The following is a 22731-nucleotide window of genomic DNA, read 5'->3' on the forward strand; positions in this document are numbered from 1 at the left end:
GATCAAGGTAGACGATGACTGCAAGCACTGTGTCGAAGGAAAAGCCGCCCACCACGCCCGACTACAAGGTCGCCGACATGGGCCTGGCCGATTGGGGGCGCAAGGAGATCGCCCTGGCCGAGAAGGAGATGCCCGGGCTGATGGCGCTGCGCGCCAAGTACGGGGCGGAGAAGCCGCTGAAGGGGGCCAAGATCGCCGGCTGCCTCCACATGACGATTCAGACGGCGGTGTTGATCGAGACGCTGACGCACCTCGGGGCCGAGGTCCGGTGGTCGTCGTGCAATATCTTCTCGACGCAGGACCACGCGGCGGCCGCGATCGCGGCCACCGGCGTGCCGGTGTTCGCGTGGAAGGGCGAGACCGAGGAGGAGTACTGGTGGTGCGTCGAGCAGACCATCCGCTGGCCCGACGGCAGCCCGCCGAACATCCTGCTCGACGACGGCGGCGACCTGACGCTGGTGCTGCACCGGCCGGAGCACATCGGCTCGCTCGAGCAATGCCTCGGCGTCAGCGAGGAGACCACCACCGGGGTGCACCGCCTGTATCAGATGGCCGAGCGCGGCGAGCTGAAGATCGCCGCGATCAACGTCAATGACTCGGTGACCAAGTCGAAGTTCGACAACCTGTACGGCTGCCGCGAGAGCCTGGCCGACGGCATCAAGCGCGCGACCGACATCATGGTCGCCGGCAAGGTCGTGGTCGTCGCGGGTTACGGCGACGTCGGCAAGGGCTGCGCCCAGTCGATGCGCGGGTTCGGGGCCCGGGTGCTGGTCACCGAGGTCGACCCGATCTGCGCCCTGCAGGCGGCGATGGAGGGCTTCCAGGTGACGACGATGGACGAGGCGGCCAGCGTCGCCGACATCTTCGTCACTGCCACCGGGTGCTGCGATGTCATCACGCTCGAGCACATGCGGAAGATGAAGGACGAGGCGATCGTCTGCAACATCGGCCACTTCGACAGCGAGATCGACGTCGCCGGCCTCGTCAGCGACAAGTCGGTCCGCGAGATCAACATCAAGCCGCAGGTCGACCGCTTCGTGTTCCCCGACGGCCACGCGATCATCCTGCTGGCCCGCGGCCGCCTGGTGAACCTCGGCTGCGCCACCGGCCACCCCAGCTTCGTGATGAGCAATAGCTTCACGAATCAGGTCCTCGCCCAGCTGTCGCTCTACACCGAGCGCAGCCGTTATGCGCGGGGCAAGGTGTACGTGCTGCCGAAGCGCCTCGATGAGGAGGTCGCCCGTCTCCACCTCGGAAAGCTCGGCGCCAAGCTCACCCGCCTCAGCGACAAGCAGGCCGAATACCTCGGCATCTCGCAGGAAGGTCCGTTCAAGCCCGAGCACTACCGGTACTGACCCGGACGGCCGCGCCGGGCCTGCCTGGTGCGCCGATGTCCCGACTGCGAGGGGGGCGGCCTTGGCCGTCCCCCTCTTCGCTTTCAGCGGCCCTTAAAAGGTAGTCAGTAACGAGTCGGCCTCCTGAGAATGGCTGCGCGCGCCCGCGCATACGCTGCGGCGGGGCGGACGAGCGTCCGGCGAAACGAAGTACGTACGCAGCTAACATCGGACTGACGCGCGTTCGCGGGATACTGCACAGGGGCGCGCGGGCTGCCGCGCAGGTAGCCGCCCGATGCCGACGAGTCGGAAGTCGGCAGTGCCGCCGATATGAACAGTGTCGCGGGCGGACGGCCGCCGGCGATTTCCGTCGCCGGGCGGGCGAGCGCCCCAAAGCGCTCTCGCGGCCGTAAAGCGGCGGGCGCGGCCGGGGGCGCAAAGACGCGGGTCCGTCGAAGCAGGCGGGCAGACGAAACGGCCGTGTAAACGCGGGACATCCAATAGCTCCGCATGGGCCGATCGGTTGCGGGCACCGATGGGGGGACCCCGACGGTTGGGGGGACCCCAACGGTTGGGGGAACTGAGGAGTGGGGGGAACTGAGGAGTGGGGGGAACTGAGGAGACGGGGAAGGACGCGAGGACAGGGGGAAGGACGTAGGGAGTGGGGTAAGGAAGTCAGGGCCCGGGGAACAGGGCCCAAAAGGCAGGGGGAGCGGGGAAAGTGGGGGGAGCGGGGAAAGTGGGGGGAGCGGGGAAAGTGGGGGAAGCGGGGAAAGTGGGGGGAGCGGGAAAGTGGGGGGGACAAAAAAGTGCGGGGAGTGAAGATTTTTGTCCCGACCTGCCGAATATGGATTGACCTCGGATCTCGGGTCATGCAAAAAGCTAAGACGATGTCTAGGTTCGAGACGACCTTCCGCAATGCCGTCGCGAATGCCGAGCGCGACGTGATGATCGAACAGATCCGTTCAAATCCCCAGATGAGCCTCGCTGAGCTCGGCAAGCTCGCGACGGGCGAGCTAGGCTCGCTCCTGAAGGGGATCACGATCGGTGAGCTCCTGGGCCAGGGCGGCGCAGCGGCCCCCGCCCCGCGCGGCGGCGGCGCCGGCAAGCCGGTCAAGGTCCCGAAGGCGCTGGCCAAGGCCCCCGAGAAGGCCGGCCGCAAGGGCCGTGGCGCCGCCGCGCCCGCCAAGGAGGCGCCGGCGCCGGCTGCGAAGCGTGGCGGCTCCAAGGCGGTCGTCGACACCCGCACCCCCGCGGGCCGTGACGCCTACGACCAGGGCATGCTGAACGCCCTCAAGAACGCCCCCGGGCCGCAGGCCGCGCCGGACCTGTCGGCCGTGGTCGGCGGCACCCCGCTGCAGGTCCGCACCGCCCTGGCGCGCCTCATCGAGCGCGGCCTCGTGTCGTGGACCGGCCAGGCTCGCGGGACTCGTTACACTGCCGTCTGAGGAATCGCCGGTCCGGCGTCAGCCCTAAGCCCTCTGCTCGAGGCCGCCGGGGCTGCGCCGGGTCCGCCATTGCCGCTCCGTAAAGTCGTCCGGGCCATCGGTCGTCCGGCGGGTCCCGTGTTTGTCCGCGCGAGTCGAACTTCGCGGACCATGCGGTAGATTCGCCGGCGTCGCCCGACGGTCCCGCGTTCGGTCACGCCGCCCTACTGGCGCCCGGCCGGCCCCCGCCGTCGCAATCGTGATAGCACCCGGCCATGCCTGCCGTGCCGCCTCGCGAGTTCCCTGCGACCTCGAACCCCGATCCCCGACTGTCGGGGCTCCTCGTCGACACGATCAAGACCCTCGCCATCGACGCCGTGCAGAAGGCGAACTCGGGCCACCCGGGGATGCCGATGGGCGCGGCGGTGATGGGGTCGGTGCTATGGACGCGATTCCTCGTCCACGACCCCGAGCACCCGCGTTGGCCCGACCGCGATCGTTTCGTGCTGAGCGCCGGCCACGGGTCGATGCTGCTCTACGCGTTGCTGCACCTCACGGGCTATGATCTGCCGCTCGAGGAGCTGAAGCACTTTCGTCAGTGGGGCAGCAAGACCCCGGGCCATCCCGAGTACGGACATACCGTCGGGGTCGAGGTGACCACCGGTCCGCTCGGCACTGGATTCGCTGCGGCCGTCGGCATGGCGCTGGCGGAGCGCTTCCTGGCCGCGACGTACAACCGGCCGGGACACGACATCGTCGATCACTTCACCTACGGGATCTGCAGCGACGGCGACCTGATGGAGGGGATCGCCTCGGAGGCCGCGAGCCTGGCCGGGCACCTCGGGCTCGGCAAGCTGGTGTTCCTGTATGACGATAACAAGATCTCGATCGACGGCTCGACCGACCTCGCGTTCACCGAGGACGTCCTGGGCCGCTTCGCCGCCTATGGCTGGCACGTGCAGCGCATCGACGGCGCCGACGCGGCCCAGGTCGAGGCGGCGCTGGTCCTCGCGCGCGCCGAGACGACGCGGCCGAGCCTCATCGCCTGCCGCACCGTCATCGCCGCCGGCAGCCCCAACAAGGCCGGCACCCACGGGGCCCACGGCGCGCCGCTCGGCGACGCCGAGGTCGCGGCGACCAAGAAGGCGATGGGCTGGCCCGAAGACCAGTTCTTCCGCGTGCCCGACGAGGTCCGCGCCGCGCTGACCGAGCAGCGGCGCGCGCTGGGCGAGCAGCGCAAGGCGTGGGAGGCCAAGTTCGACGCCTATCGCAAGGCCCACCCCGAGCTGGCCGCGCAGTTCGAGGCGCTCCAGAGCGACGTCGTCCCCGAAGAGGTGCTGCGGGCGATCCCGAGCTTCGAGCCGGGCACTGCAGTGGCCACCCGCAAGGCCGGCCAGAAGATCCTCGAGGCGCTGGTGAAGGCCCACCCGACGCTGATCGGCGGCTCCGCCGACCTCGCCGGCTCCAACGGCGTCGAGCTCAAGCTGCCGGCCCAGAGCCGCACCCGGCCCGACGGGCGGGTGATGCACTTCGGCGTGCGCGAGCACGGCATGGCCGGCGTCTGCAACGGCCTGGCGCTGCACGGCGGCGTGCGGGCCTACGGCGCGACCTTCCTGGTGTTCTCCGACTTCCTGCGCGGGGCGCTGCGGCTGTCGTCGCTGATGCGGGCGCCGGTGGTCTACATCTTCAGCCACGACAGCTTCTGGGTCGGCGAGGACGGGCCGACGCACCAGCCCATCGAGCAGCTGATGAGCCTGCGGCTGATCCCCGACCTGTACGTCGTGCGGCCGGCGGACGCGCGCGAGACGGCCGCCGCGTGGCGCCTGGCGCTGCAGCGCGGGCACGCCGACGGCGCCACGGCGATCCTGCTGACGCGTCAGGACCTGCCGATCATGGCGGAGACGCGCGAGCAGATCGACGAAGGCGCCTACGTGTTGTGGCAGCCCGAGGGCCCGCTCGACGGCATCCTGGTGGCGACCGGCTCCGAGGTCGCGACTGCGCTGGCCGCGGCCAGGACCCTGCACGCCGATCACGGAAAGCGCGTGCGGGTGGTCTCGATGCCGTGCTGGGAGGCCTTCCTCGCCCAGCCGAAGGCCTATCAGGACAGCGTCCTACCGCCCGAGATCTCGCGCCGCCTGTCGGTGGAGGCGGGCACCACGTTCGGGTGGGACCGGTTCGCGGCCCACCAGCACGGCCTCGACCACTACGGCGCCAGCGCCCCCGGCAAGCTCCTGGCCGAGCGGTTCGGCTTCACGCCGGCGGCGGTGGTGAAGCACTGGCTGGAGCTCCCCTAGGCGCCTGCGGCGCGCAAGGCGGGTGCGGACGATCACGCCCCGCCGGGCAGCCTCAAGCGGCCAAGCGGGGCACCTTGTGGCATGCTCCGCGCGCTCAAAAGCACCCCAAGGGGTTGTCTTTCGGGCTCCAGGGCAAAACTTCAACCCCCCGACCGAGGCCATCCAGGCTCGAGGCTCGCGGGGTTGAGCAGCACAACAGGCTCGGAGGGCCGGGCGGCGGACTCGCTCCGCACCCTTTTGCCGGGACACCCGGACCCCCGACACCTGCACTCGTCATCGGCAAGGTCAGCAGAGCACTACCATGGAACTCGCAAAGGTCCGAAACATCGGGATCTCCGCGCACATCGACTCCGGCAAGACGACGCTCTCGGAGCGCATCCTGTTCTACTCGGGGAAGATCCACAAGATCGAGGAGGTCAAGGGCAAGTCAGGCGTCGGCGCGACGATGGACTCGATGGACCTCGAGCGCGAGAAGGGCATCACGATCCAGTCGGCTGCCACCTTCCTCGAGTGGAAGGACCACTTCCTCAACCTGATCGACACCCCCGGACACGTCGACTTCACGATCGAGGTCGAGCGCGCCCTCAGCGTGCTCGACGGCGCGATCCTCGTGCTGTGCTCGGTCGCCGGCGTGCAGTCGCAGTCGATCACGGTCGACCGGCAGATGAAGCGCTACAACGTGCCCCGGCTGGCGTTCATCAACAAGATGGACCGCTCGGGCGCAGACCCGTTCAAGGTCACCCGTCAGCTGCGCGAGAAGCTGCGTCACAACGCCCACCTCGTCACCTACCCGATCGGCGCCGAGGACCGGTTCGAGGGCGTCGTCGACCTGCTCACCCGTGAGGCGCTGTACTTCGACGGCGACAACGGCGAGAACATCCGGCGCGAGCCGTGCCCCGAGAACCTCAAGGACGCGGTCGAGGAGTACCGCCTGAAGCTGGTCGAGGCGCTGGGCGACTTCGACGACGGCATCATGGAGCGCTTCCTCGAGGGCGAGGGCGCCAACGTCACCGCCGAGGAGATCGTGCCGGTGCTGCGCAAGGCGACCCTGTCGCTCAACTTCACGGCGGTGTTCTGCGGCTCGGCCTACAAGAACAAGGCCGTGCAGCACCTGCTCGACGGCGTGGTCAAGTACCTGCCGGCGCCCGACGAGGTGAAGAACGTCGCCTACCAGATCGCCAGCGACGGCAAGGAGACCGAGGTCCAGCTCAAGAGCGACGAGGCCTCGCCGCTGTGCGCCCTCGCGTTCAAGCTCGAAGAGGGCAAGTACGGCCAGCTGACCTACATCCGCATCTACCAGGGCCACGTCAAGAAGGGCGACACGATCTTCAACACCCGCACGGGCAAGAAGAACAAGGTCGGCCGCCTGGTGCGCATGCACGCCGACGAGATGGTCGACATCGAGGAGGTCGGCGCGGGTCACATCGCGGCGTTCTTCGGCATCGACTGCGCGTCGGGCGACACCTTCACCGGCCCCGACGTCATCTACTCGATGCGGTCGATGTTCGTGCCGGCGCCGGTCATCAGCTACGCCGTCACCCCGACCAAGAAGGACGGCCTGGCCAACTTCTCGAAGGCGCTCAACCGCTTCTCGAAGGAGGACCCGACCTTCCGCGTCCACCGCGACGAGGAGTCGGGCGAGACCATCATCCAGGGCATGGGCGAGCTGCACCTCGACATCTACATCGAGCGCATGAAGCGCGAGTACCAGGTCGAGACCACCGTCGGCGAGCCGCAGGTGGCGTACCGCGAGACCATCACGCAGGAGGTCCCGTTCGTGTACATCCACAAGAAGCAGACCGGCGGCTCCGGTCAGTACGCGAAGATCGGCGGCGTGATGCGCCCGCTGCCCGAGGACGCGCCCGACAAGACCTACCGCTTCGTCGACAACGTCGTCGGCGGCAAGATCCCGCGCGAGTACATCCCGTCGTGCGACAACGGCTTCCGCCAGTCGCTCGACCGCGGCGTGCTCATCGGCTTCCCCGTCGTCGGCGTCGAGATGGAGGTCAACGACGGTGCGGCCCACGCGGTCGACTCGAGCGACATGGCGTTCCAGATCGCCGCCCGCGCGGCCTTCAAGGAGACCATGCCCAAGGCCTCTCCGCAGGTGCTCGAGCCGATCATGAAGGTCGCCGTCGAGACGCCCGAGGAGTTCCAGGGCGGCATCCAGGGCGGCCTCGTCCGCCGCCGCGGCAACATCATCAACTCGGAGTCGAGCATGGGCATCAGCGTCATCGAGGCCCACGTCCCGCTGGCGACGATGTTCGGCTACTCCACCGAGCTCCGCAGCATGTCGCAGGGCAAGGCCGAGTACACGATGGAGTTCGAGCGCTACGAGGCGGTCCCCCGCCAGGTCCAGGACGAGCTCATCAAGAAGTACGCCGGCAACAAGAAGGGCTGACGCCCACGCGGATCACGGTCCGCACATTCGAGGGCGGTGCGAGCGATCGCGCCGCCCTCGGCGCTTTCTCGGGGCCTAAACGGCGTGCGCGTTGACGCGCATGGCGCCGGTTACTATCCTCTCGAGGTGAGCGCCGCCGAGAACATCCGCAGCCGGTTCCACAAGAACCTCAAGCGGACTCATCACTTGCTCGAAGTGTTTCGCACGCTCCACCGCGGGGGCGAGAGAGCCTCCGAACTGCATGCCGACGTGGTGCGGGCCGCGGTCGTCTTCATGCACGCAACCCTGGAAGACTTGCTGAGGTCGACGGAAGAGTTGCGGCTCCCCCTCGCTCCGGCCTCGGCCTTCGAGCGCATCGGCCTGATGCTCCCAGGCGCGGACAGGGCCAAGGAGCGGTTGACGCTCGTCGAGCTGGCGCAGCTCCGCGGGCAGACCGTCAACGAGGTGTTGCTCCGGGCCTTCCAGAAGCATCACGAGCAGTCCAACTACAACAACGAGCAAGACGTGGTCGGCGCGCTTCAGCGGATGGCTCTCGAGATCAGGCCCTTCGAGTCGTACTTCTCGGATCTGGCCGCGATGATGAAGCGGCGCCATCTCATCGCTCACCGCGCCGATCGGAACCCCCGGTTTCCGCGGCTCACGAACGTGATGAAGATCAAGGACGCCGAGCGCTGGGTGGCAACGGTGGAGACGTTTGGGGAACAGCTGCTGTCGTCGCTGTGAGGAGGTCGTCGTGAAGGCAGAGGAACTGAGGAAGGCTCTGGAGCAGCTCGGCACCACCGAGGTCGAGGAGGATGGCGGTCGCTTCGTCGCGCACGTCGTGTCTCCGCGGTTCGAAGGGATGGAAGACGCCGAGCGGCAGTTTCAAGTGTGGGAGCGGGTCCGTCAGCAGTTCGGCCTGCGCGCGGGGGTCGATATCGAGTTCATCTTCACCTACAGCCCCAGCGAATGGGAGCGCCTCAATCGCGGCGAGCAGCTCGACGAGCTGCAGGATTGACCTGTCCTAGCGGACAGCCTGCGCCAGGGCTCGCTCGAGCGCGTGGCGGCGCTGCAGGGCGGCGCGGTCGCCGGGGCGGGCGAGCAGGCGGGGCATCAGGTCGCGGGCGCGGGCGAGGGCGTCGGGTTGGCCGTCGCGGAGGTACGAGCCGAGCAGCTTCTCCTCGACGAGGGCGATCTCGGCGGGCTCGCTGATGAGGCCCCCGGCGAGCGCCTCCTCGAGGTCGCGCTGCAGCTCGCGCTCTCGCGGGACCCGCTGGCTCTCGAGCGCGCGGGCCAGCAGCAGGTGGCTGTGGACCTCGTGCGGCGCGAGCACGCGGAGCAGGCGCGCGTAGTGGAGGGCCAGCGACGGGTTGTCGAGGGCGAGGGCCAGGCGGACTTGCATGTGCAAGACGGGCGGCTCGCGGCCGTCGACCTGGCTGCGCGCGGCCGCGAGGATCGCCGCGTAGGCGGGCGCCTCGGCGATCAGCGACTCCATCACCACCGTCCACGGCGCCAGCTCCTTCGGCATCAGCGGCGCCAGCTCCTCGGCGTTGGGGTAGCGCCCCAGCAGGTAGCGCGTCAGGTCGAGGTCGGGCGGGTGCCTCATCGTCGCCAGCGTCCGCGCCAGCGCGCTCGCCGACTCGGCGGCGTCGCCCAGCTCGCGCGCCGCGTGGGCCCGCCGCAGCCACGCGTCGGAGTTGGCCGGCTGCAGCTCGCTGGCCACGGTCGCCCGCGCCCGCGCCTGCGCCCAGTCCTCGATCTCGAGCGCGCGCTGGGCCAGCAGGATGTGCAAGGAGGCGTCGAGCGGGCGCATCCGCTGAGCTGCCTCCGGGGACATGTCCCCAGAGACAATCGCCGCGTCGCCCTGGGAGCGGTTCTGCCAGGTGTACGGCTGGGCCCACAGCGCCAGCGCGGCCGCGCCGGCGAGGCTGAGGCCGCCGACGAGGATCGCCGGGCGGCCCGGGACGCGGAAGTAGCCGCGGCGCTCCGACAGCGCGCCGGCCAGGGCGCACAGCGGGGCGGCGACGCCGAGGAACTCGAGGTTGAAGTCGGCGAGGTTGTGGATCGCCAGGGCCAGCGGGCCGCACAGGGCCACGCGACGGGCGCTGACGTGACGGCCGCTGCCGGTGGTGTAGACCGCGGCGATCCACCACCACAGCAGGCCGAGCGCGACCAGGCCGCCGCCGACCGGGCCCCACTCGACCAGCATCGCCGCCGGGGCCGACTCGAGGTGGGTGTGGACGACGCCGAGCGGGCGCGAGTCGACGCCGGGGAACAGGTCGAGGAAGGCGCCGCGGCCGACCCCGAGCGCCGGCGACAGGTCGATCAGCGCCACCGCGTCGGAGGCGATCCGGAACTTGGTCTCGGCCTCGTTGACGCGCCACAGCGTCGACAGCTCGGCCCACGCGCCCTGACGCGCGACCACCAATGCGAGCAGGCCGAGCCCGACCGCCAGCGCCCCGCGCTGCAGCCACAGCCGGCCCTGCGGGTCGTTCGGGCGAGACCTGCCCGCAGGGACAGGTCCGTTGCGCCAGGCGAGCATCAGCGCCACCGGGGCGACCACCGCCAGCGCGACGATCGCGGCCCGCGACAGCGACAGCAGCAGCGCCGCGCCCTGGATCGCCAGGGCCGCCAGGGCCGCCAGCCGACGCTCGCGCAGGCGGCCGACCAGCGCCGGGTCGGTGGCAGTGCGGCCCTGCAGCCGCATGTGCACCGCCAGCGCGCCGGCGCTGAAGATCCCGAGCAGGAACAGGCCGGCCTGGTGGTTGGCGTTGACGAAGGTCGTCAGCAGCGCCGGCGTGACCGTCGGGTCGACCTGCAGCGGCTGATACAGGCCGTAGATCGCCTCGACGCCGAACGCCGCCTGCGTGAGGCCGATCAGCGCCACCAGCGAGCCGGCCAGCGCGACCAAACCGGCGCTGACGCGCCACGACAGCTGCGCCGCGCCGACGAACAGGCCGGTGAGCGCGAGCAGTCGCGCGGCCTCGAGGGCGCTGTCCCCGGGGACAGGTGAGAGCCCCGGCCAGGCCGTCGCGCCGCTGCCGGACAGCGCCGCGGCCACCCGCCCGGTCAGCCCGGGGGCCAGCAGCTCGCGCACGAACAGCGGCAGCGGCATCCACTGCAGCAGCGTCAGCCCGGCGGCGAACAGGCCGATGAACGCGCCCGACGGCACGCGCAGCGGCTGCTCGCTGCGCGTGCACAGGCGGATCCACAGCGCCAGCACCACCGCGCAGAAGCCAGGCACCACGATCGACGGCACCCCGCCCAGCCACAGCGCCGGGCCGCCGATCGCCATGCCGAGCAAGATCCGCGACCACGGCGGCTGGGACGGCCGGTCGCGCGCGATCGAGCTGACCGCGGCCTCGGGCTCGAGGCCGCGAACCACCACGGAGGGGATCTTGGGAGGGGACATCAGCGAAGGCCGCGACGAGGGGGGCGGGCGCGATAAGGGAGGTCGCAAGAACGCGCGTCAGGTCGAGTCGGCGGAGGTCCGGCGCACGTGACAAGGATACTAGCCCGAGCCCGACCCGGCCTGCCGGGCCGCGTCGGACCCCGCTCCTGCCGGGCGAATGCACGGCCAGGCCGGTCCGCTGCCGTGCTCGCGCCGCAGAGATCTACCCCACAGTCCTCGCCGGCATTTCGCCCGCGAGGCCCCCGCCCGCTCGGCATCGGCCGGTGCGGAGCCGCCACCGGGAGCCAACCAACGGGCGGTCCCGACCCTCCGCGCCTCTCGCACCCCGTCGTACCACCCCCAGGGCCGCCGTCGACGGATGGATGCCTCAGAGGGCATGGCACTACAGGAATGTTTAAAGGGACATGTTGTAAAGAGCATGTTGCAACATCACGGGTGCGGACCTCGGCGGACGAGGCCTCGGCTCGCTGGTAAAATTAGATGTTCAAAGGGACATGCTTTAAAGAGCATGCCGTAAAGAACATGTCGCTGTCACGGCCTGAGGCGAGCGAGGCGCGCACAGCCTTCGGGGGCTTCGGGTGACGACCTCGGCAGACGCGTGCCCCCACCTCGCGGCCGGAAGAACGCGTTGCCACCTTGCTCGCCGCCTCCGCGAGCAAGCTCGCGCCTTGTTCGGCCCGCGGGCGGTTGATAGCTTGCCCGCATGGCATCCTCGTACGCGGTCGGCCTGCGTCGCTGCGCTGCGCTGTGCAGCATTCTCCTCGTCGGGAGCACTGCCTGTCCTGCGGGCGGAGGCGCGACCACCGACGCGAGCGGCAGCGAGACGGCGGCGACGGGCGAGTCGACGACCACGACCACGGGCGCCACGACCGGGACGAGCGCGCCGACCACGAGCACGGACCCGACCGGCGGGCCCACCACGTCGGCTCCGACGACGGAGGGGCCCGGGCCCGACCTCGGCGGCGTGACCACCGAAGACAGCAGCACCGGCGACGACTCCACCACCGGCGCGGCGCAGTGTCCTCCGCCGCTCGAGCAGCCGCCGGGCAGCTGGACGTCGCAGATCGTCCCCGTCGAGGGCGACGCGCTGACCTACGTCGCCGACGAGCAGGGCAACCGGATCCCCGACTTCAGCTATGCCGGCTACCACCGCGGCGAGGCGCCGATCCCCGACGTGCCGATGGTGCTCGGCGTCGGTCCGATCGCCGGCGACAACACGGCCCACCTGCAGCAGGCGATCGACGAAGTGGGGGCGATGCCGCTCGGGGTCGACGGGCTGCGCGGCGCGGTGCTGCTGGCGCCCGGGGAGTACGAGATCCACGGCACGGTGCTGCTGCGGCACAGCGGGGTGGTGCTGCGCGGCGCGGGCGACGGCGACGACCCGGCGACCAGCACGATCTTGCGGGCGATCGGCGACGAGCCGCACCAGCGGGCGGTGCTGGTGGTCGGCAACGGGGACAACGACCGCTGGAAGCCCGAGCTGCCGAACACGCGCAGCGACATCGTCAGCGAGCTGGTGCCGGTCGGCGCGCGGACGTTCGAGGTCGAAGAGCCGTCGCTCTACGCCGTCGGCGACCACGTGGTGATCGTGCACCCGTGCACGGAGGCGTGGCTGGCGGCGGTCGACCACGGCGGGACGGCGGCGGACGAGCCGTGGGCGGGCGACATCCTGCCGCTGGTGTTCAAGCGGCAGATCCTGGCGATCGACGGGGCGACATTGACGATCGACGCGCCGGTGTTCAACCACCTCGACCGCGGGCTGTCGCAGTCGTACGTGTACAAGGCGGACCGCGAGGGGCTGGTGACCGAGGTCGGGGTCGAGGACCTGCGCATCGACATCGAGACGCTCGGCGGCGACGACGAGGACCACGCGTGGTCGGCGATCGCCGTGCGCGGGGTCGAGGACGCGTGGGTGCGCCGGTTCACCGCGCTGCACTTCGGCTACGCCGCAGTCACGGTCCAGACGGGCGTGCAGGTCACCGTCGCCGAGGCGCGCGCGCTCGACCCGGTGGCGCAGATCACGGGCGAGCGCATGTACAACTTCGACGTCAGCAACGCCCAGCAGGTGCTCTTCACCGACTGCCACGCCGTGGGCGGCCGCCATCACTTCGTGTCCAACGGGACGTCGTACACCTCGGGGATCGTGTTCCACCGCTCGACGTCGACCGGGCCCAACGCGTCGAGCGAGGGCCACCGGCGGTGGAGCATGGGGCTGCTCTACGACAACATCGTCGAGTCGGCGCCAGCGAAGGACGGAATGGTGGTGCTCGGCCTCTACAACCGCGGCGACTACGGCACCGGCCACGGCTGGTCGTCGGCGCACTCGGTCGCCTGGAACTACGCGACCGGCGACGGCGTCGGTGTCCTCCAGCGCCCGCCCACGGCCCAGAACTACGCGATCGGCGGCTCGGGCACGTTCTCGGGCCAAAAGCCGCCGGCGCCGTTCGCCCAGCCCGAGGGCTACATCGAGGGCACGAATCAGGGCGGGCTCGTGCCCGAGTCGCTGTACGAGCGCCAGCTCGCCGAGCGCCTGTGCGGGCTGTGATGGCGCGGCTCAGCAGGCCTGGCGGACGTAGTCGGGCGAGCCGGGGGCGAGCAGATCGAGGTCGCGCAGGACGATCGACATCTGCGGGTACTGCTCGCAGCCGGTCATGAAGTCGGCCTCGACGTACTCGACCATCAACACCGCGTCGCCGTACGTGCCGATGTAGTCGTCGCACTCTTCGTAGGTGTTGCACTCCTCGGCCACCGCGAAGTCGGTGCCCATCTCGTCCTTGCGATCGAGCAGCTCCGTGGAGTTCTTCTGCGCGATCGCCAGGCCCTCGGCGTGGGCCGCGGCCGACAGCAGCGCCATATAGGCGACCGCGTCGTCCTGGGTCAGCAGGTCCTGCGAGCGCGAGTAGGAGTCGAGGTTGTCGATCTCGACCGCGTCGAAGCCGTCGGCGGCGCAGCCGGAGATCCATCCGCCGACGATCTCGGCCAGGGCGGCCCGCTTCTCCGGCGTGCTGGTGTCGAGCAGCATCTCGTCCCAGTCCTTGTCGATCACCGGGTCGCCCATGTCGTCACGCAATACCAGGTCGGGGTGGTCGTCGAGCCAGAAGTCTTCCTCGTCGGGCTGGGCCTGGAAGCCGTTGACGTAGCAGATGTTGTAGAGGCCGCCCGCGGGCGAAGCGTTGCGATCGCGCGAGAGGATCTGCACCGTCCTCGGTGGGTCGTAGGGGTCGCCGAGCTGGTAGTCGAACTCGCCGTCGGGCGGCGGCAACTGGACCGCCATGTCGCCGGTGGTGCCCTCGGTGGTCGACGGTTCGGTGGTGGTGCCCGGCTCGTCCGTGGTGCCGGTGGTGGTCTCGCCGGTCGGGTCGACTGTGGTGCCGGTGGTGGTGTCCGCGGTCGGATCGGCAGAGGTGGAGGTCGGCGCGGTCGAGCCGTCGGTGGCGTCGTCGGTGGTCGTGCCGGGGTCGGTGGCGGCGTCGGTGTCGGTGCCGGTCGCCGACGCGGTCGAATCGCCCCCGGAGCTGTCGTCGGAGCCGGAGCCGGAGCAGGCCCCGAGGAGCAGCACCGACAACGACCACACCTGCGAACGTCTCGTCATGTCTCGAAGGTACCACGAGGTCGCCCGGCGAGAGCGCGCGCGGCTCGGTCCGCGCTCGCCGCGTGCTCGCGTCATTCGCCGGCGCGAGACAGGATGAAGCATGTCGGGGACGCTCACGTCGCGGTGAATCAACCTGTCTCGAAGACCATGTCATACCCGCGGTGGCGATCGCGTGACCTCGAGTGGGGGCCCGGCGCGCGCGGGCGAGGACGCGCGCCGCGGGCCGCGGTCGCGACCGGCGTGACACGTGCCGTCGCGAGGACCTGAAGCCGCACGGTCGCGCACGCGCAGAGCCGCCGGGCCGCGTGGATTCGCCTTGTGCAACGACGTTCGGCGCGTCACTCTGGGAAGGTGCGGGGTTCCACGGCCGTCGGCTTCTTCGGGGTCGTGCTCATGGTCGTCGGCCTGATCCTCGCCGTCGTCGGCTCGCGCGTGTTCGCGGAGACGCAGCTGGTCGAGGGGCAGGTCGTATCGCTGAGGCCGGTCGACGAGCTGTACGCGCCGGACATCGCCTACGTCACGCACGCGGGCGAGTCGCGGCTGTATCAGTCGGGCATCGCCACGCAGCAGCCGTACGAGCTCGGCGCCCGGGTGCCGATCGTCTACGACCTGGACGACGAGGAGTGGGCCGACATCGACACTCTCGGCTCGCGCTGGCTGCTGCCGCTGATCTTCGCCGGCGCGGGCGCGCAGCTGGTGTTCTCGGCGCTGATCTGGTTCCTCGTGGCGCGCCGGCACGAGCGGGCGATCGCGGCGCTGCTGCGCGACGGGGCGCGCGTCGACGGCACGATCGTCTCGATCGAGCAGGACAAGTCGGACGACGAGGTCGAGACCCACCCGTGGGTCATCCTGTGTCAGTTCGTGCTGCCCGGCGATCCGCGGCTGCGGATCGTCAAGAGCCAGCTGTTCTGGTACGACCCGCGGCCGCACCTCAGGGGCTCGACGCTGCCGATCTGCTACGACCCGCGCGATCCCCAGCGCGTGGTGATCGACACCCGCGCCCTGCCGCCCGACCCGTAGCGGGGGCGAAGATCGAGGATGGTTCGAAGGACATGCCCCATCGGGCATGTCTTCATGGACACGTTATGCCGGGCTCTGCGGCGCGGCGGCGTTGGGGTCGGCGTGGTACGAGTAGTAACCGGCGCCGTAGCCGGCCTCTTCGCGGCGGGCGTCGACCTCGTTGAGGACCACGCCGAGCAGGTTGGCCTCGCTGCGGCGCAGGGTGGCGAGGGCGCGCTGGAGGCCGGCGCGGGTGGTGGCCTGGCAGCGGGCGACGACGACCACGCCGTCGGCCATGCGGGCGAGGATCAGCGGGTCGCTGACCGGCAGGACGGGCGGCGTGTCGAGGACGACCAGGTCGAAGCGCTCGCCGAGCTCCGCCAGCAGCTTGCGCGTCTGCGGGCTCTCGAGCAGCTCCGACGGGTTTTGCGGGATCTCCCCGCACAGCAGCAGCGACATGCCCTCGGGGACATCTCCACCGGTGATCAGCGCCTCGTCGAGCGTGCACTTGCCCGCGAGCACGCGCGCGAGGCCGTCGGCCTCGCGGCCGATCGGCGGCTCGAACACCTGATGCAGCCGGGGGCGGCGCATGTCGGCGTCGATGAGGACCACGCGCTTCTTGGCCTGGACGAAGCTCATCGCCAGGTTGACGGCGGTCGAGCTCTTGCCCTCGCCGGAGTTGGGCGAGGTGACGACGAGGGTGTGCAGGCCGTCCTTGCCGGCGGCGAAGCCGAGCGAGGTCCGCACGCCGCGGACGCGCTCGGCCATCAGCGACTGCGGGAACAGCAGGGTGTGGAGGTCGCGCTGGCGCCGCTGCGCCCGCAGGTTGCTGACGCCGATGCGCGCGTCGGCGGGCAGGAGCGGCAGCTGACCGAGCACCGGCAGGCCGAGGCCGGCGAGGGCGCGCTCGAGGTCGAGGAGGCCGCGGATCCGGTTGTCGCGGACGTCGACGCCGAGGGCCAGCAGGGCGCCGAGGGTGAGGCCGCTGACCAGCGCCACCGCGACCAGCAGCGCCTTGGGCGGGAACACCGGCTTGCGGCCCTTGGTGGCGCGGTCGAGGATCTCGATGTCCTCCGACTGCACGCGGCCGAGCATCTCGATCTCGGTGTCGCGCTTCGACACCAATTCGTAGGACTCGGCGGCGGCCTTGGCCTCGCGCTCGAGCTCGCGGTACTGCCGCTCGAGCAGGGTGAGGCCGAGGGCCTTCTCCTTCTCGCCGTCGAGCGAGCCGCGCAGGCGACCCTCGGTCGTGCGGGCCGCGTTGGCGCGCGCCTTGAGGCCCGCGAGCAGCTCCTTCTCCTCGTTGGCGATCCGGCCCTGGATCACGCGCAGGCGCTTCTTGGCCTGCTGCAGCTCGGGCATCTTGTCGCCGTACTTGATCGCGAGCTGCTCGACCTCGCGTTCGGCCTCGAGCTCCTCGGCGCGCATGTCCTCGAAGACGCGGCGCTCGAGCGGCGGGAGCAGGCTGGCGCCGGCGATGCTGCCGGCCTTGTGCAGGCGCTCGGCCTCCTCGTGGACGGCGCTGGCGGCGAACGACTCGGCCTCGGCGTCCTTGAGGTTGGCGGTGGTCTTGATGATCGCCTCGGTGATGACGTTCTGGCGGTCGGCGAGGGAGATCGAGCTGATGCCGTGCTGCTGCTTGAAGTCGGACAGGGCCTTCTCGGCCAGCTGGAGGGCGGTGAGGGCCTTGACGCGCTCGGTCTCGACGTTGGCCTTGGCGGCGTCGCCGGTGCGGGCGCGCGAGGCGTCGACGTGGGCGAGGTAGGCCTCGGCGAGCGAGTTGGCGATGTCGGCGGCGATCTGCGGGTCGGGGTAGTCGGCGGAGATCTTCAGCACCCGTGAGCCGCGGACCTCCTCGACGAAGACCATGCCGCGCAGGCGCTCGATCGGGTCGATCTCGGCGGCCCTGGCCACGCGCTCGGCCTCCGAGCCGATGTCGGCGATGCCGAGGAACACCGGGTCCTGCGCCAGCCCCAAGGTCGCGAGCGCCCGCTCGGCGACGGTGCGGCTGCTGATGATCTCGCGCTGGGTCTGGTAGTACTCCTTGTAGGCCAGGAGCCGCGACTCGGTGTCCTCGGTGACGTTCTTGACCTTGTCGAGCACCTGCGGGCCGCCGAGGTGGAGCACGACCGTGGCGCTGGCCCGCCAGCGCGGCTGCAGGGCGGTGATCGCAATCGCGGCCCCGGCCAGGGCGAGCACCGTCATGACCGCGACCACCAGCCAGCGCCGGCGCAAGATCGCCAGGAAGCGCATCAGCTGCTCCATCGCCCGGTCGGCCTCGTCGGGGCCGGTCGGGTCGGGCGCGGGCGCGGTTCCGGGCGGGGCAGTCACTGTCGGGACAGCTTAGGCCGACCGCGTCGCAGCGCCAAGAGAGCGACGCGGAGGGAACGACCCGCGCCGGCAGTGACGGATCGCCCCCGTGCCGGCGACGGCCCGCGGCGCGTGCGGCGGCGGGCCCCAGGTCCCGGGCCGCTCAGGCGACGATCGGGCGCAGGGCGGCGATCAGCCGCTCGACCTCGTCGTGGCTGTTGTAGTGGACCAGCGAGACGCGCACGACCCCGCCGTGCGCCCGCAGGCCCAGCGCGTCGACCAGGGCGCGCGAGCAGAATTCGCCGAAGCGGATGCCGACGCCGTGCGGGTCGACCTGCGCCGGGATGCCCGGCGAGGGCACGCCGTCGACCACGAAGCTGATCGTCGGCACGCGCACCGCCCGGCTCGAGCTGCTGTCCCCGACGACATGAACTTTTGGACATGACCGAAGGAACCCGAGGAGGTGCTCGGCGAGGTCGGCCTCGTGGGCGGCGATGGCGGCCCAGGCCCGGGCGCGCGGGTCGGGGCCGGGGCCGAGCGCCTCGCCGAGGTCGTCGAGGTAGGCGGCGATCGCCGCGCTGCCGGCGACGAGCTCGTAGTTGACGCCGCCGGGCTGCAGGCGGTACGGGCCGCAGTCGTAGAAGTCGTGGTTGATGTTGGCGAGCTCGGCGAACAGCTCGGGCCCGAGGTACGCGGCGGCCAGGTGCGGGCCGTAGACCTTGTAGACGCTGAAGACGTAGCCGTCGACGCCGAGCGCGGCGACGTCGATCGGGCCGTGCGGGGCGTAGGCGACGCCGTCGACGAACAGACGCGCGCCGGCGCGGTGGACAAGCTCGGCGGCGGCGCGGACGTCGACGATCGTGCCGAGCACGTTGGAGCAGTGGGTCATGCACACGAGCCGCGTGCGCGGGCCGAGCAGCGCGGCGAGGCCGTCGAGCTCGAGGCCCTGGCGGGCGCGGTCGATCTTCCACGTCCGGACCTCGGCGCCGCGCTGGGCCGCGACGCGCCGCCAGGCGCCGACGTTGGCCTCGTGGTCGGCCTCGGTGACGACGATCTCGTCGCCCGGCCGCAAGGAGGGCCCGAGCGCGGCGGCCAGGTTGAACACGATCTGGGTGGTCGACGGGCCGAAGACGACGGTGCCGGGACCGTCGCCGAACAACGAGGCGAGCGCCTGCTTGCCGGCGGTGACCCGCTCGGCGGCCCGCTGCGAGGCGCCGTAGGTGGCGCCGTGCTGGACGTTGCAGTCGCGCAAGTAGGCGCCGATGCCGTCGATGACGCCGCCGAGGATCTGCGAGCCGCCGGCGTTGTCGAGGAAGACCTCGTCGCGAGCGAGGCCGGGGAAGCACGAGCGGACGTGGTCGAGCGGGAAGATCACGCGCCGAGGATAGCCGAGCCGCGGCGGCGACGGTCAAGCGGGCGGCGACGGCAGCGGCGGGAACAGGCGGCCCACGGGCAGCTCGATCGCCTCGAACGGCGGGATGCGGGCGAGGGCGGTGTCGTCGTACGTGCCGGCGATGCGCCACTGTGCGCCGTCGAGGACATAGGCCTCGAGCACGCGCTCGGCCGGATCGATCAGCCAGTAATGCGGCATGCCGTGGCGAGCGTAGAGCTGCTGCTTGCGCACGCGGTCGATCTTCTCGGTCGAGGGCGAGAGGACCTCGCAGATCCAGTCGGGGACGACGTCGATCGGCCGCATGTCCCAGGGCTCCGGCAGACGCGCGCGTCGCCAGCCGACGACGTCGGGGCGGACGACGTTGTGCGGATCGAAGCGGACGTCCATCTCGATAAATATCCACCAGCCGTCCGGGCCTTGGGTGTCGTCGTCGAAGGGGCCGCCGATGAAGTGGCTCAGCGACCGCTGCGCTCGGCTGTGACCGGGGAGCGCGCTCGGCTGGACGTGGATCTCGCCGTCGAAGATCTCGGTCTTGATCTCGCTCGGGTAGGCGAGGAGATCGTCGTAGGTGGCGAGCTTGCGGGCGGTCGACACCCGCTCACCATAGCACAGCCGCGCGCTCACGCCTCCGGTGCGGAACGCAGGCCGAGCAGCACCAGCAGCGCGGCGACCACCAGCAGCGCGCCGCCCACCGGGACGAGCAGCACGGCGAGGCCGGGGTCGCCGGCGTAGTGCCACAGGCCGCCGAGGAAGAAGCCGAGCGGGAGCAGCAGGCTGGCGAGGTCGAGGCTGACCGATGCGACATGCCCGTGAGAACATGTCGCAAGGGACGGGTTGGCGCGGACGGTGGTCGCGAGCCCGAGGTGGACCAGGCCGAGCAAGGCGCCGTGCGCGTGGGCGAGGGTCCACATGTGCCGCCGCACCGCCTGGTCGAGGTCGAGGTAGGCGGCCACCTTGAGGCCGTGCAGCGACTCGAGCGCGAGGCCGGCGGCGAGGAACACCAGGAGGCACAGCCAGCCGCGGCGGAGGTGACGAGCGGCGTAGCGCTGGGCGGTCGCGGGGTCGGGGGTCGTCATCCGCTGCTCCTCGAGATCGATCGCGCGAGCCCCTTCTCGAGAGCGCTCGTGCGCTGACGGCGAGCCGCGAGCGATTGCAGGGCGAGGCCGGAGGCGGGCCTCGGCTGTTCCTTGCTGTCGATGTCGTCGCGGCGAGCCGCGAGCGATCGAGGGGCGCGGTCGGAGGGCATCGGCCGCTCTTTCACGTCGATGTCGTCGCAGCGGGTCGCGGGCGATTGCAAGGCGAGGTCGGAGGTGAGCGGCGGCCTGTCCTTGCTGTCGATGTCGTCGCGGCGCGCAGCGAGCGATTGCAGGGCGCGGTGAAAGGTGGGCCTCGGCCGCTCGTTGCTGTCGATGTCGTCGCGGTGTGCCGCGAGCAACTGCTGGGCGGGGTCGGAGGTCGGCATCGAGGCTATTCCTTCAGGTCGATCGGCCGCTCGTCGCGGCGGGCGGCCAGCGCCTGCACTGCCGCGCCGTCGTGGTCGCCGGCGGCGTCGACCAGGCGCGCGGGGTCGGGGGCGGGGCGCGGGCCGGCGCGCCAGCGCGTGAGCACCTCGGCGGCCGCGGCGGCGCGGGCTTCGGGGGGCGCGAGCGCGTCGAGGTCGACGCCGGCGGCGCTCGGCAGCCGGCGCAGGCCGCGGGCGGCGATCTGCCGCACCGCGTCGTAGGGGTCGGCGAGCAGGTGGGCGAGGAGCGGCGCGCGCCAGTCGGGGCCGACGACGTCGCCGCGGCCGAGCGCGTCGGCGGCCAGGGCCCGCTGGCCGGCGTCGCCCGAGATGGCCCAAAGGACAGCCGCGGAGACGGTCCGCTGATCGCCGTCGAGCTCGGGCTCGGGCTGGCCGTACCAGGCCCGCAGGCGGTCCGCGGTCCAGGCCAGCGGGCGATCGACGTGGCACAGGCTGCAGGCGTCGGGGCGGCCGGTGGCGAGCGTGACCGCCAGGTCGGGGCTGTCGATCACGTGGCTGCGGATCGCCTTGAGCAGGCCGTAGGTGGTCCGCGGCATGTGGCAGTCGTAGCACGAGACGCTGCCCGCCGGGTGGCGGGTGTGCGCCTGGATGTCCGGAAGGACATGGCACGAAGTACAGGCTCCGTCGCCGCGCGCCGACGCGGCCAGCTGGTCGTCGGGGTCGGCTCCGTGCAGCTGATGGCACGACAGGCACGACAGCTCGCCGCGCTGGAAGCAGGCGGTCTCGAGCAGGGCGGTGTACTCGCGGCCCGTGACGCGCACGTGGCCGTCGGACCACATGCGACCGGCGAGGTACTCCGGGTCCTCGTCGAGGACCGCGTCGAGCCACGGCTGGGCCTCGCGCACCGGGTGGCGGACCAACTGGCGATGCGGCGCGAGCGGCTCGCCGGGGCGGTAGGCGTCGCCGCGGGCCAGCCAGGCCGCCTCGTCGGGGAAGCGGGCGACGCCGTGGCACTGGCCGCACAGCTCGGCGCTGCGGCGGTGGTCGAGCCGCGCGGGCTGGACGATCGATGGATCTGGCTCCGAGGACAGGTGCAGGGCGTAGCGGGCGAGCGGGCTGCGGCGGGCGTCGACGTGGGCGCGGCCGGGGCCGTGGCACGACTCGCAGGCGATCCCGAGCTCGGCGACGCGGGTGTCGACGCGCTCGTCGTCGATCCGCGGCTGGCCGGCGACCGCGTGGCAGGGCACGCAGGCGCGGTTCCAGGTGTAGACGACGTCGCCCTGCGGCGGCCGCAGCAAGGTGCTCTCGACCGGGACCCACCGCTGCTCGTCGGTCAGCCAGGCGGAGGGGAAGGCGTGCAGCCGGCGGTCGCGCGGGCTCTCGACCCAGTAGACCTGCATGTGGTGGGCGCCGGTGGTCATGACGACGCGGCGGGTGACCGTCGGGACATGTCCCAAAGGTAAGCCGTCGGCGGCGCGCGCGAGCTTGACCTCGGGGTCGGGCAGCTCGGCCCAGAACTCGTCTCCGCGGCGCAGCGGGCGGTGCGGGCCGGCGGGGCCGTCCAGCGCGCGGCCGTCGAACGGGGCGAGCACGCTGCCCGGGCCGGCGCGCTGGGTCATGGTCCGGTGGTAAGTGGCCGACCAACTGGCGTGCGCGGCCGGGTGACACGGGGCGCACGCGGCCGAGCCGACGTAGCCTGCCCGACCGACCGCGGGGGTGTGGCGGACCAGGGCGTCGTGGCTGCGCCGCCGCTGGTGGTGTTCGCCGAGGCGGCCGGCGATCGAGGCGGCCGCGGCCGCGACGGCGAACGCGGCGACGGCGAGCAGCGGGGCGCGGCTCCGGGCGAGGCGCACGTCGGCCATGATGGCACAACCGCAGGCGCGCGCCCGGGCCGCCGCAGCCGCAGGTGGGGCGCCCTCGGGGGGCAGGCCGGGGCGCGTCGGGCCCGGCGTGGTGCGGACGAGGCGTGCCTCGCTCGTGCTGCGCGGAGCTCGTCGTGTCGCCGCCGCTCGCCTCGCCTCGAGGCCGCGCGTGCGTGAGGAAGGTCGAGACGACTTCGGGCTCGCGGGCGTCGGGTGTTCGCCGGTCCGCCGCGGCCCGTCAGCGCGGGGGCCGCGATGTGGAATGT

16 protein-coding genes are annotated in these 22731 nt (G+C 71.4%); 8 read left to right on the top strand and 8 right to left on the bottom strand.

The window, feature by feature from the left end; genetic code table 11:
* Positions 1 to 14: 14 nt before the first annotated feature.
* From ahcY to O0S08_RS03230, 6 genes are all read left to right on the top strand, one after another.
* Positions 15 to 1355 (top strand): adenosylhomocysteinase, encoded by a 1341-nt coding sequence (ahcY, locus tag O0S08_RS03205; RefSeq protein WP_269037478.1) that lies wholly within the window; start codon positions 15 to 17, stop codon positions 1353 to 1355.
* An 851-nt stretch (positions 1356 to 2206) separates the two neighbouring features.
* The gene (locus tag O0S08_RS03210; protein ID WP_269037479.1) at positions 2207 to 2782 is read left to right on the top strand and encodes a hypothetical protein; all 576 of its coding nucleotides are present in this window, start codon (positions 2207 to 2209) and stop codon (positions 2780 to 2782) included.
* A 254-nt stretch (positions 2783 to 3036) separates the two neighbouring features.
* On the top strand, positions 3037 to 5055 hold the full coding sequence (tkt, locus tag O0S08_RS03215) for a transketolase (RefSeq protein WP_269037480.1): 2019 nt from the start codon (positions 3037 to 3039) through the stop codon (positions 5053 to 5055).
* 301 nt (positions 5056 to 5356) lie between these two features.
* Positions 5357 to 7456, top strand: coding sequence for an elongation factor G (gene fusA / locus O0S08_RS03220; RefSeq protein ID WP_269037481.1), 2100 nt, complete (start codon positions 5357 to 5359; stop codon positions 7454 to 7456).
* A 126-nt stretch (positions 7457 to 7582) separates the two neighbouring features.
* Entirely contained in the window at positions 7583 to 8179 is a 597-nt protein-coding gene (locus O0S08_RS03225) for a hypothetical protein (protein ID WP_269037482.1), read from the top strand.
* Positions 8180 to 8189: 10 nt separating this feature from the next.
* Complete coding sequence (locus O0S08_RS03230; protein WP_269037483.1) at positions 8190 to 8453, top strand: BolA family protein; 264 nt, start codon at positions 8190 to 8192, stop codon at positions 8451 to 8453.
* Positions 8454 to 8459: 6 nt separating this feature from the next.
* On the opposite strand, the gene O0S08_RS03235 is transcribed toward O0S08_RS03230, so the two are convergent.
* A complete protein-coding gene (locus O0S08_RS03235; RefSeq protein ID WP_269037484.1) occupies positions 8460 to 10847 on the bottom strand; it encodes a tetratricopeptide repeat protein in 2388 nt (795 codons plus the stop codon).
* A gap of 703 nt (positions 10848 to 11550) precedes the next feature.
* Here O0S08_RS03235 and O0S08_RS03240 point away from each other — a divergent pair.
* Positions 11551 to 13392, top strand: a complete 1842-nt coding sequence (locus O0S08_RS03240; protein WP_269037485.1) for a hypothetical protein — start codon at positions 11551 to 11553, stop codon at positions 13390 to 13392.
* A 9-nt stretch (positions 13393 to 13401) separates the two neighbouring features.
* Here the strand turns inward: O0S08_RS03240 and O0S08_RS03245 are convergent, their stop codons facing one another.
* Positions 13402 to 14439: an endo alpha-1,4 polygalactosaminidase gene (locus O0S08_RS03245; protein WP_269037486.1), complete on the bottom strand. Its 1038-nt coding sequence runs from the start codon at positions 14437 to 14439 to the stop codon at positions 13402 to 13404.
* A gap of 351 nt (positions 14440 to 14790) precedes the next feature.
* Here O0S08_RS03245 and O0S08_RS03250 point away from each other — a divergent pair, with 351 nt between their 5' ends.
* Complete coding sequence (locus tag O0S08_RS03250; protein ID WP_269037487.1) at positions 14791 to 15459, top strand: DUF3592 domain-containing protein; 669 nt, start codon at positions 14791 to 14793, stop codon at positions 15457 to 15459.
* Positions 15460 to 15522: 63 nt separating this feature from the next.
* On the opposite strand, the gene O0S08_RS03255 is transcribed toward O0S08_RS03250, so the two are convergent.
* From O0S08_RS03255 to O0S08_RS03280, 6 genes are all read right to left on the bottom strand, one after another.
* The gene (locus O0S08_RS03255) at positions 15523 to 17769 is read right to left on the bottom strand and encodes a GumC family protein (RefSeq protein ID WP_269037488.1); all 2247 of its coding nucleotides are present in this window, start codon (positions 17767 to 17769) and stop codon (positions 15523 to 15525) included.
* 142 nt (positions 17770 to 17911) lie between these two features.
* Entirely contained in the window at positions 17912 to 19123 is a 1212-nt protein-coding gene (locus O0S08_RS03260; protein ID WP_269037489.1) for a cysteine desulfurase-like protein, read from the bottom strand.
* A 33-nt stretch (positions 19124 to 19156) separates the two neighbouring features.
* Positions 19157 to 19735: a Uma2 family endonuclease gene (locus O0S08_RS03265; protein ID WP_269037490.1), complete on the bottom strand. Its 579-nt coding sequence runs from the start codon at positions 19733 to 19735 to the stop codon at positions 19157 to 19159.
* A 26-nt stretch (positions 19736 to 19761) separates the two neighbouring features.
* Positions 19762 to 20217 (bottom strand): hypothetical protein, encoded by a 456-nt coding sequence (locus O0S08_RS03270; RefSeq protein WP_269037491.1) that lies wholly within the window; start codon positions 20215 to 20217, stop codon positions 19762 to 19764.
* Positions 20214 to 20603 carry a hypothetical protein gene (locus tag O0S08_RS03275; RefSeq protein WP_269037492.1) on the bottom strand — a complete coding sequence of 130 codons (390 nt, stop codon included), beginning with the start codon at positions 20601 to 20603 and terminating at the stop codon, positions 20214 to 20216. The genes O0S08_RS03270 and O0S08_RS03275 overlap by 4 nt, the downstream gene beginning before the upstream one ends.
* 5 nt (positions 20604 to 20608) lie before the next feature.
* On the bottom strand, positions 20609 to 22465 hold the full coding sequence (locus O0S08_RS03280) for a HEAT repeat domain-containing protein (protein WP_269037493.1): 1857 nt from the start codon (positions 22463 to 22465) through the stop codon (positions 20609 to 20611).
* Between the last annotated feature and the right edge of the window lie 266 nt (positions 22466 to 22731).

The organism is Nannocystis punicea (assembly GCF_026965555.1).
In the GTDB taxonomy this organism is placed as follows: domain Bacteria; phylum Myxococcota_A; class Polyangia; order Nannocystales; family Nannocystaceae; genus Nannocystis; species Nannocystis punicea.

What these genes read in the sequence shown, in the direction of transcription:
- O0S08_RS03275 (WP_269037492.1), bottom strand. Translation starts at nt 20,603, where the DNA reads ATGCCGACCTCCGACCCCGCCCAGCAGTTGCTCGCGGCACACCGCGAC.
- O0S08_RS03280 (WP_269037493.1), bottom strand. Translation starts at nt 22,465, where the DNA reads ATGGCCGACGTGCGCCTCGCCCGGAGCCGCGCCCCGCTGCTCGCCGTC.
- O0S08_RS03270 (WP_269037491.1), bottom strand. Translation starts at nt 20,217, where the DNA reads ATGACGACCCCCGACCCCGCGACCGCCCAGCGCTACGCCGCTCGTCAC.
- O0S08_RS03235 (WP_269037484.1), bottom strand. Translation starts at nt 10,847, where the DNA reads ATGTCCCCTCCCAAGATCCCCTCCGTGGTGGTTCGCGGCCTCGAGCCC.
- O0S08_RS03240 (WP_269037485.1), top strand. Translation starts at nt 11,551, where the DNA reads ATGGCATCCTCGTACGCGGTCGGCCTGCGTCGCTGCGCTGCGCTGTGC.
- O0S08_RS03210 (WP_269037479.1), top strand. Translation starts at nt 2,207, where the DNA reads ATGCAAAAAGCTAAGACGATGTCTAGGTTCGAGACGACCTTCCGCAAT.
- ahcY (WP_269037478.1), top strand. Translation starts at nt 15, where the DNA reads ATGACTGCAAGCACTGTGTCGAAGGAAAAGCCGCCCACCACGCCCGAC.
- O0S08_RS03245 (WP_269037486.1), bottom strand. Translation starts at nt 14,439, where the DNA reads ATGACGAGACGTTCGCAGGTGTGGTCGTTGTCGGTGCTGCTCCTCGGG.
- tkt (WP_269037480.1), top strand. Translation starts at nt 3,037, where the DNA reads ATGCCTGCCGTGCCGCCTCGCGAGTTCCCTGCGACCTCGAACCCCGAT.
- fusA (WP_269037481.1), top strand. Translation starts at nt 5,357, where the DNA reads ATGGAACTCGCAAAGGTCCGAAACATCGGGATCTCCGCGCACATCGAC.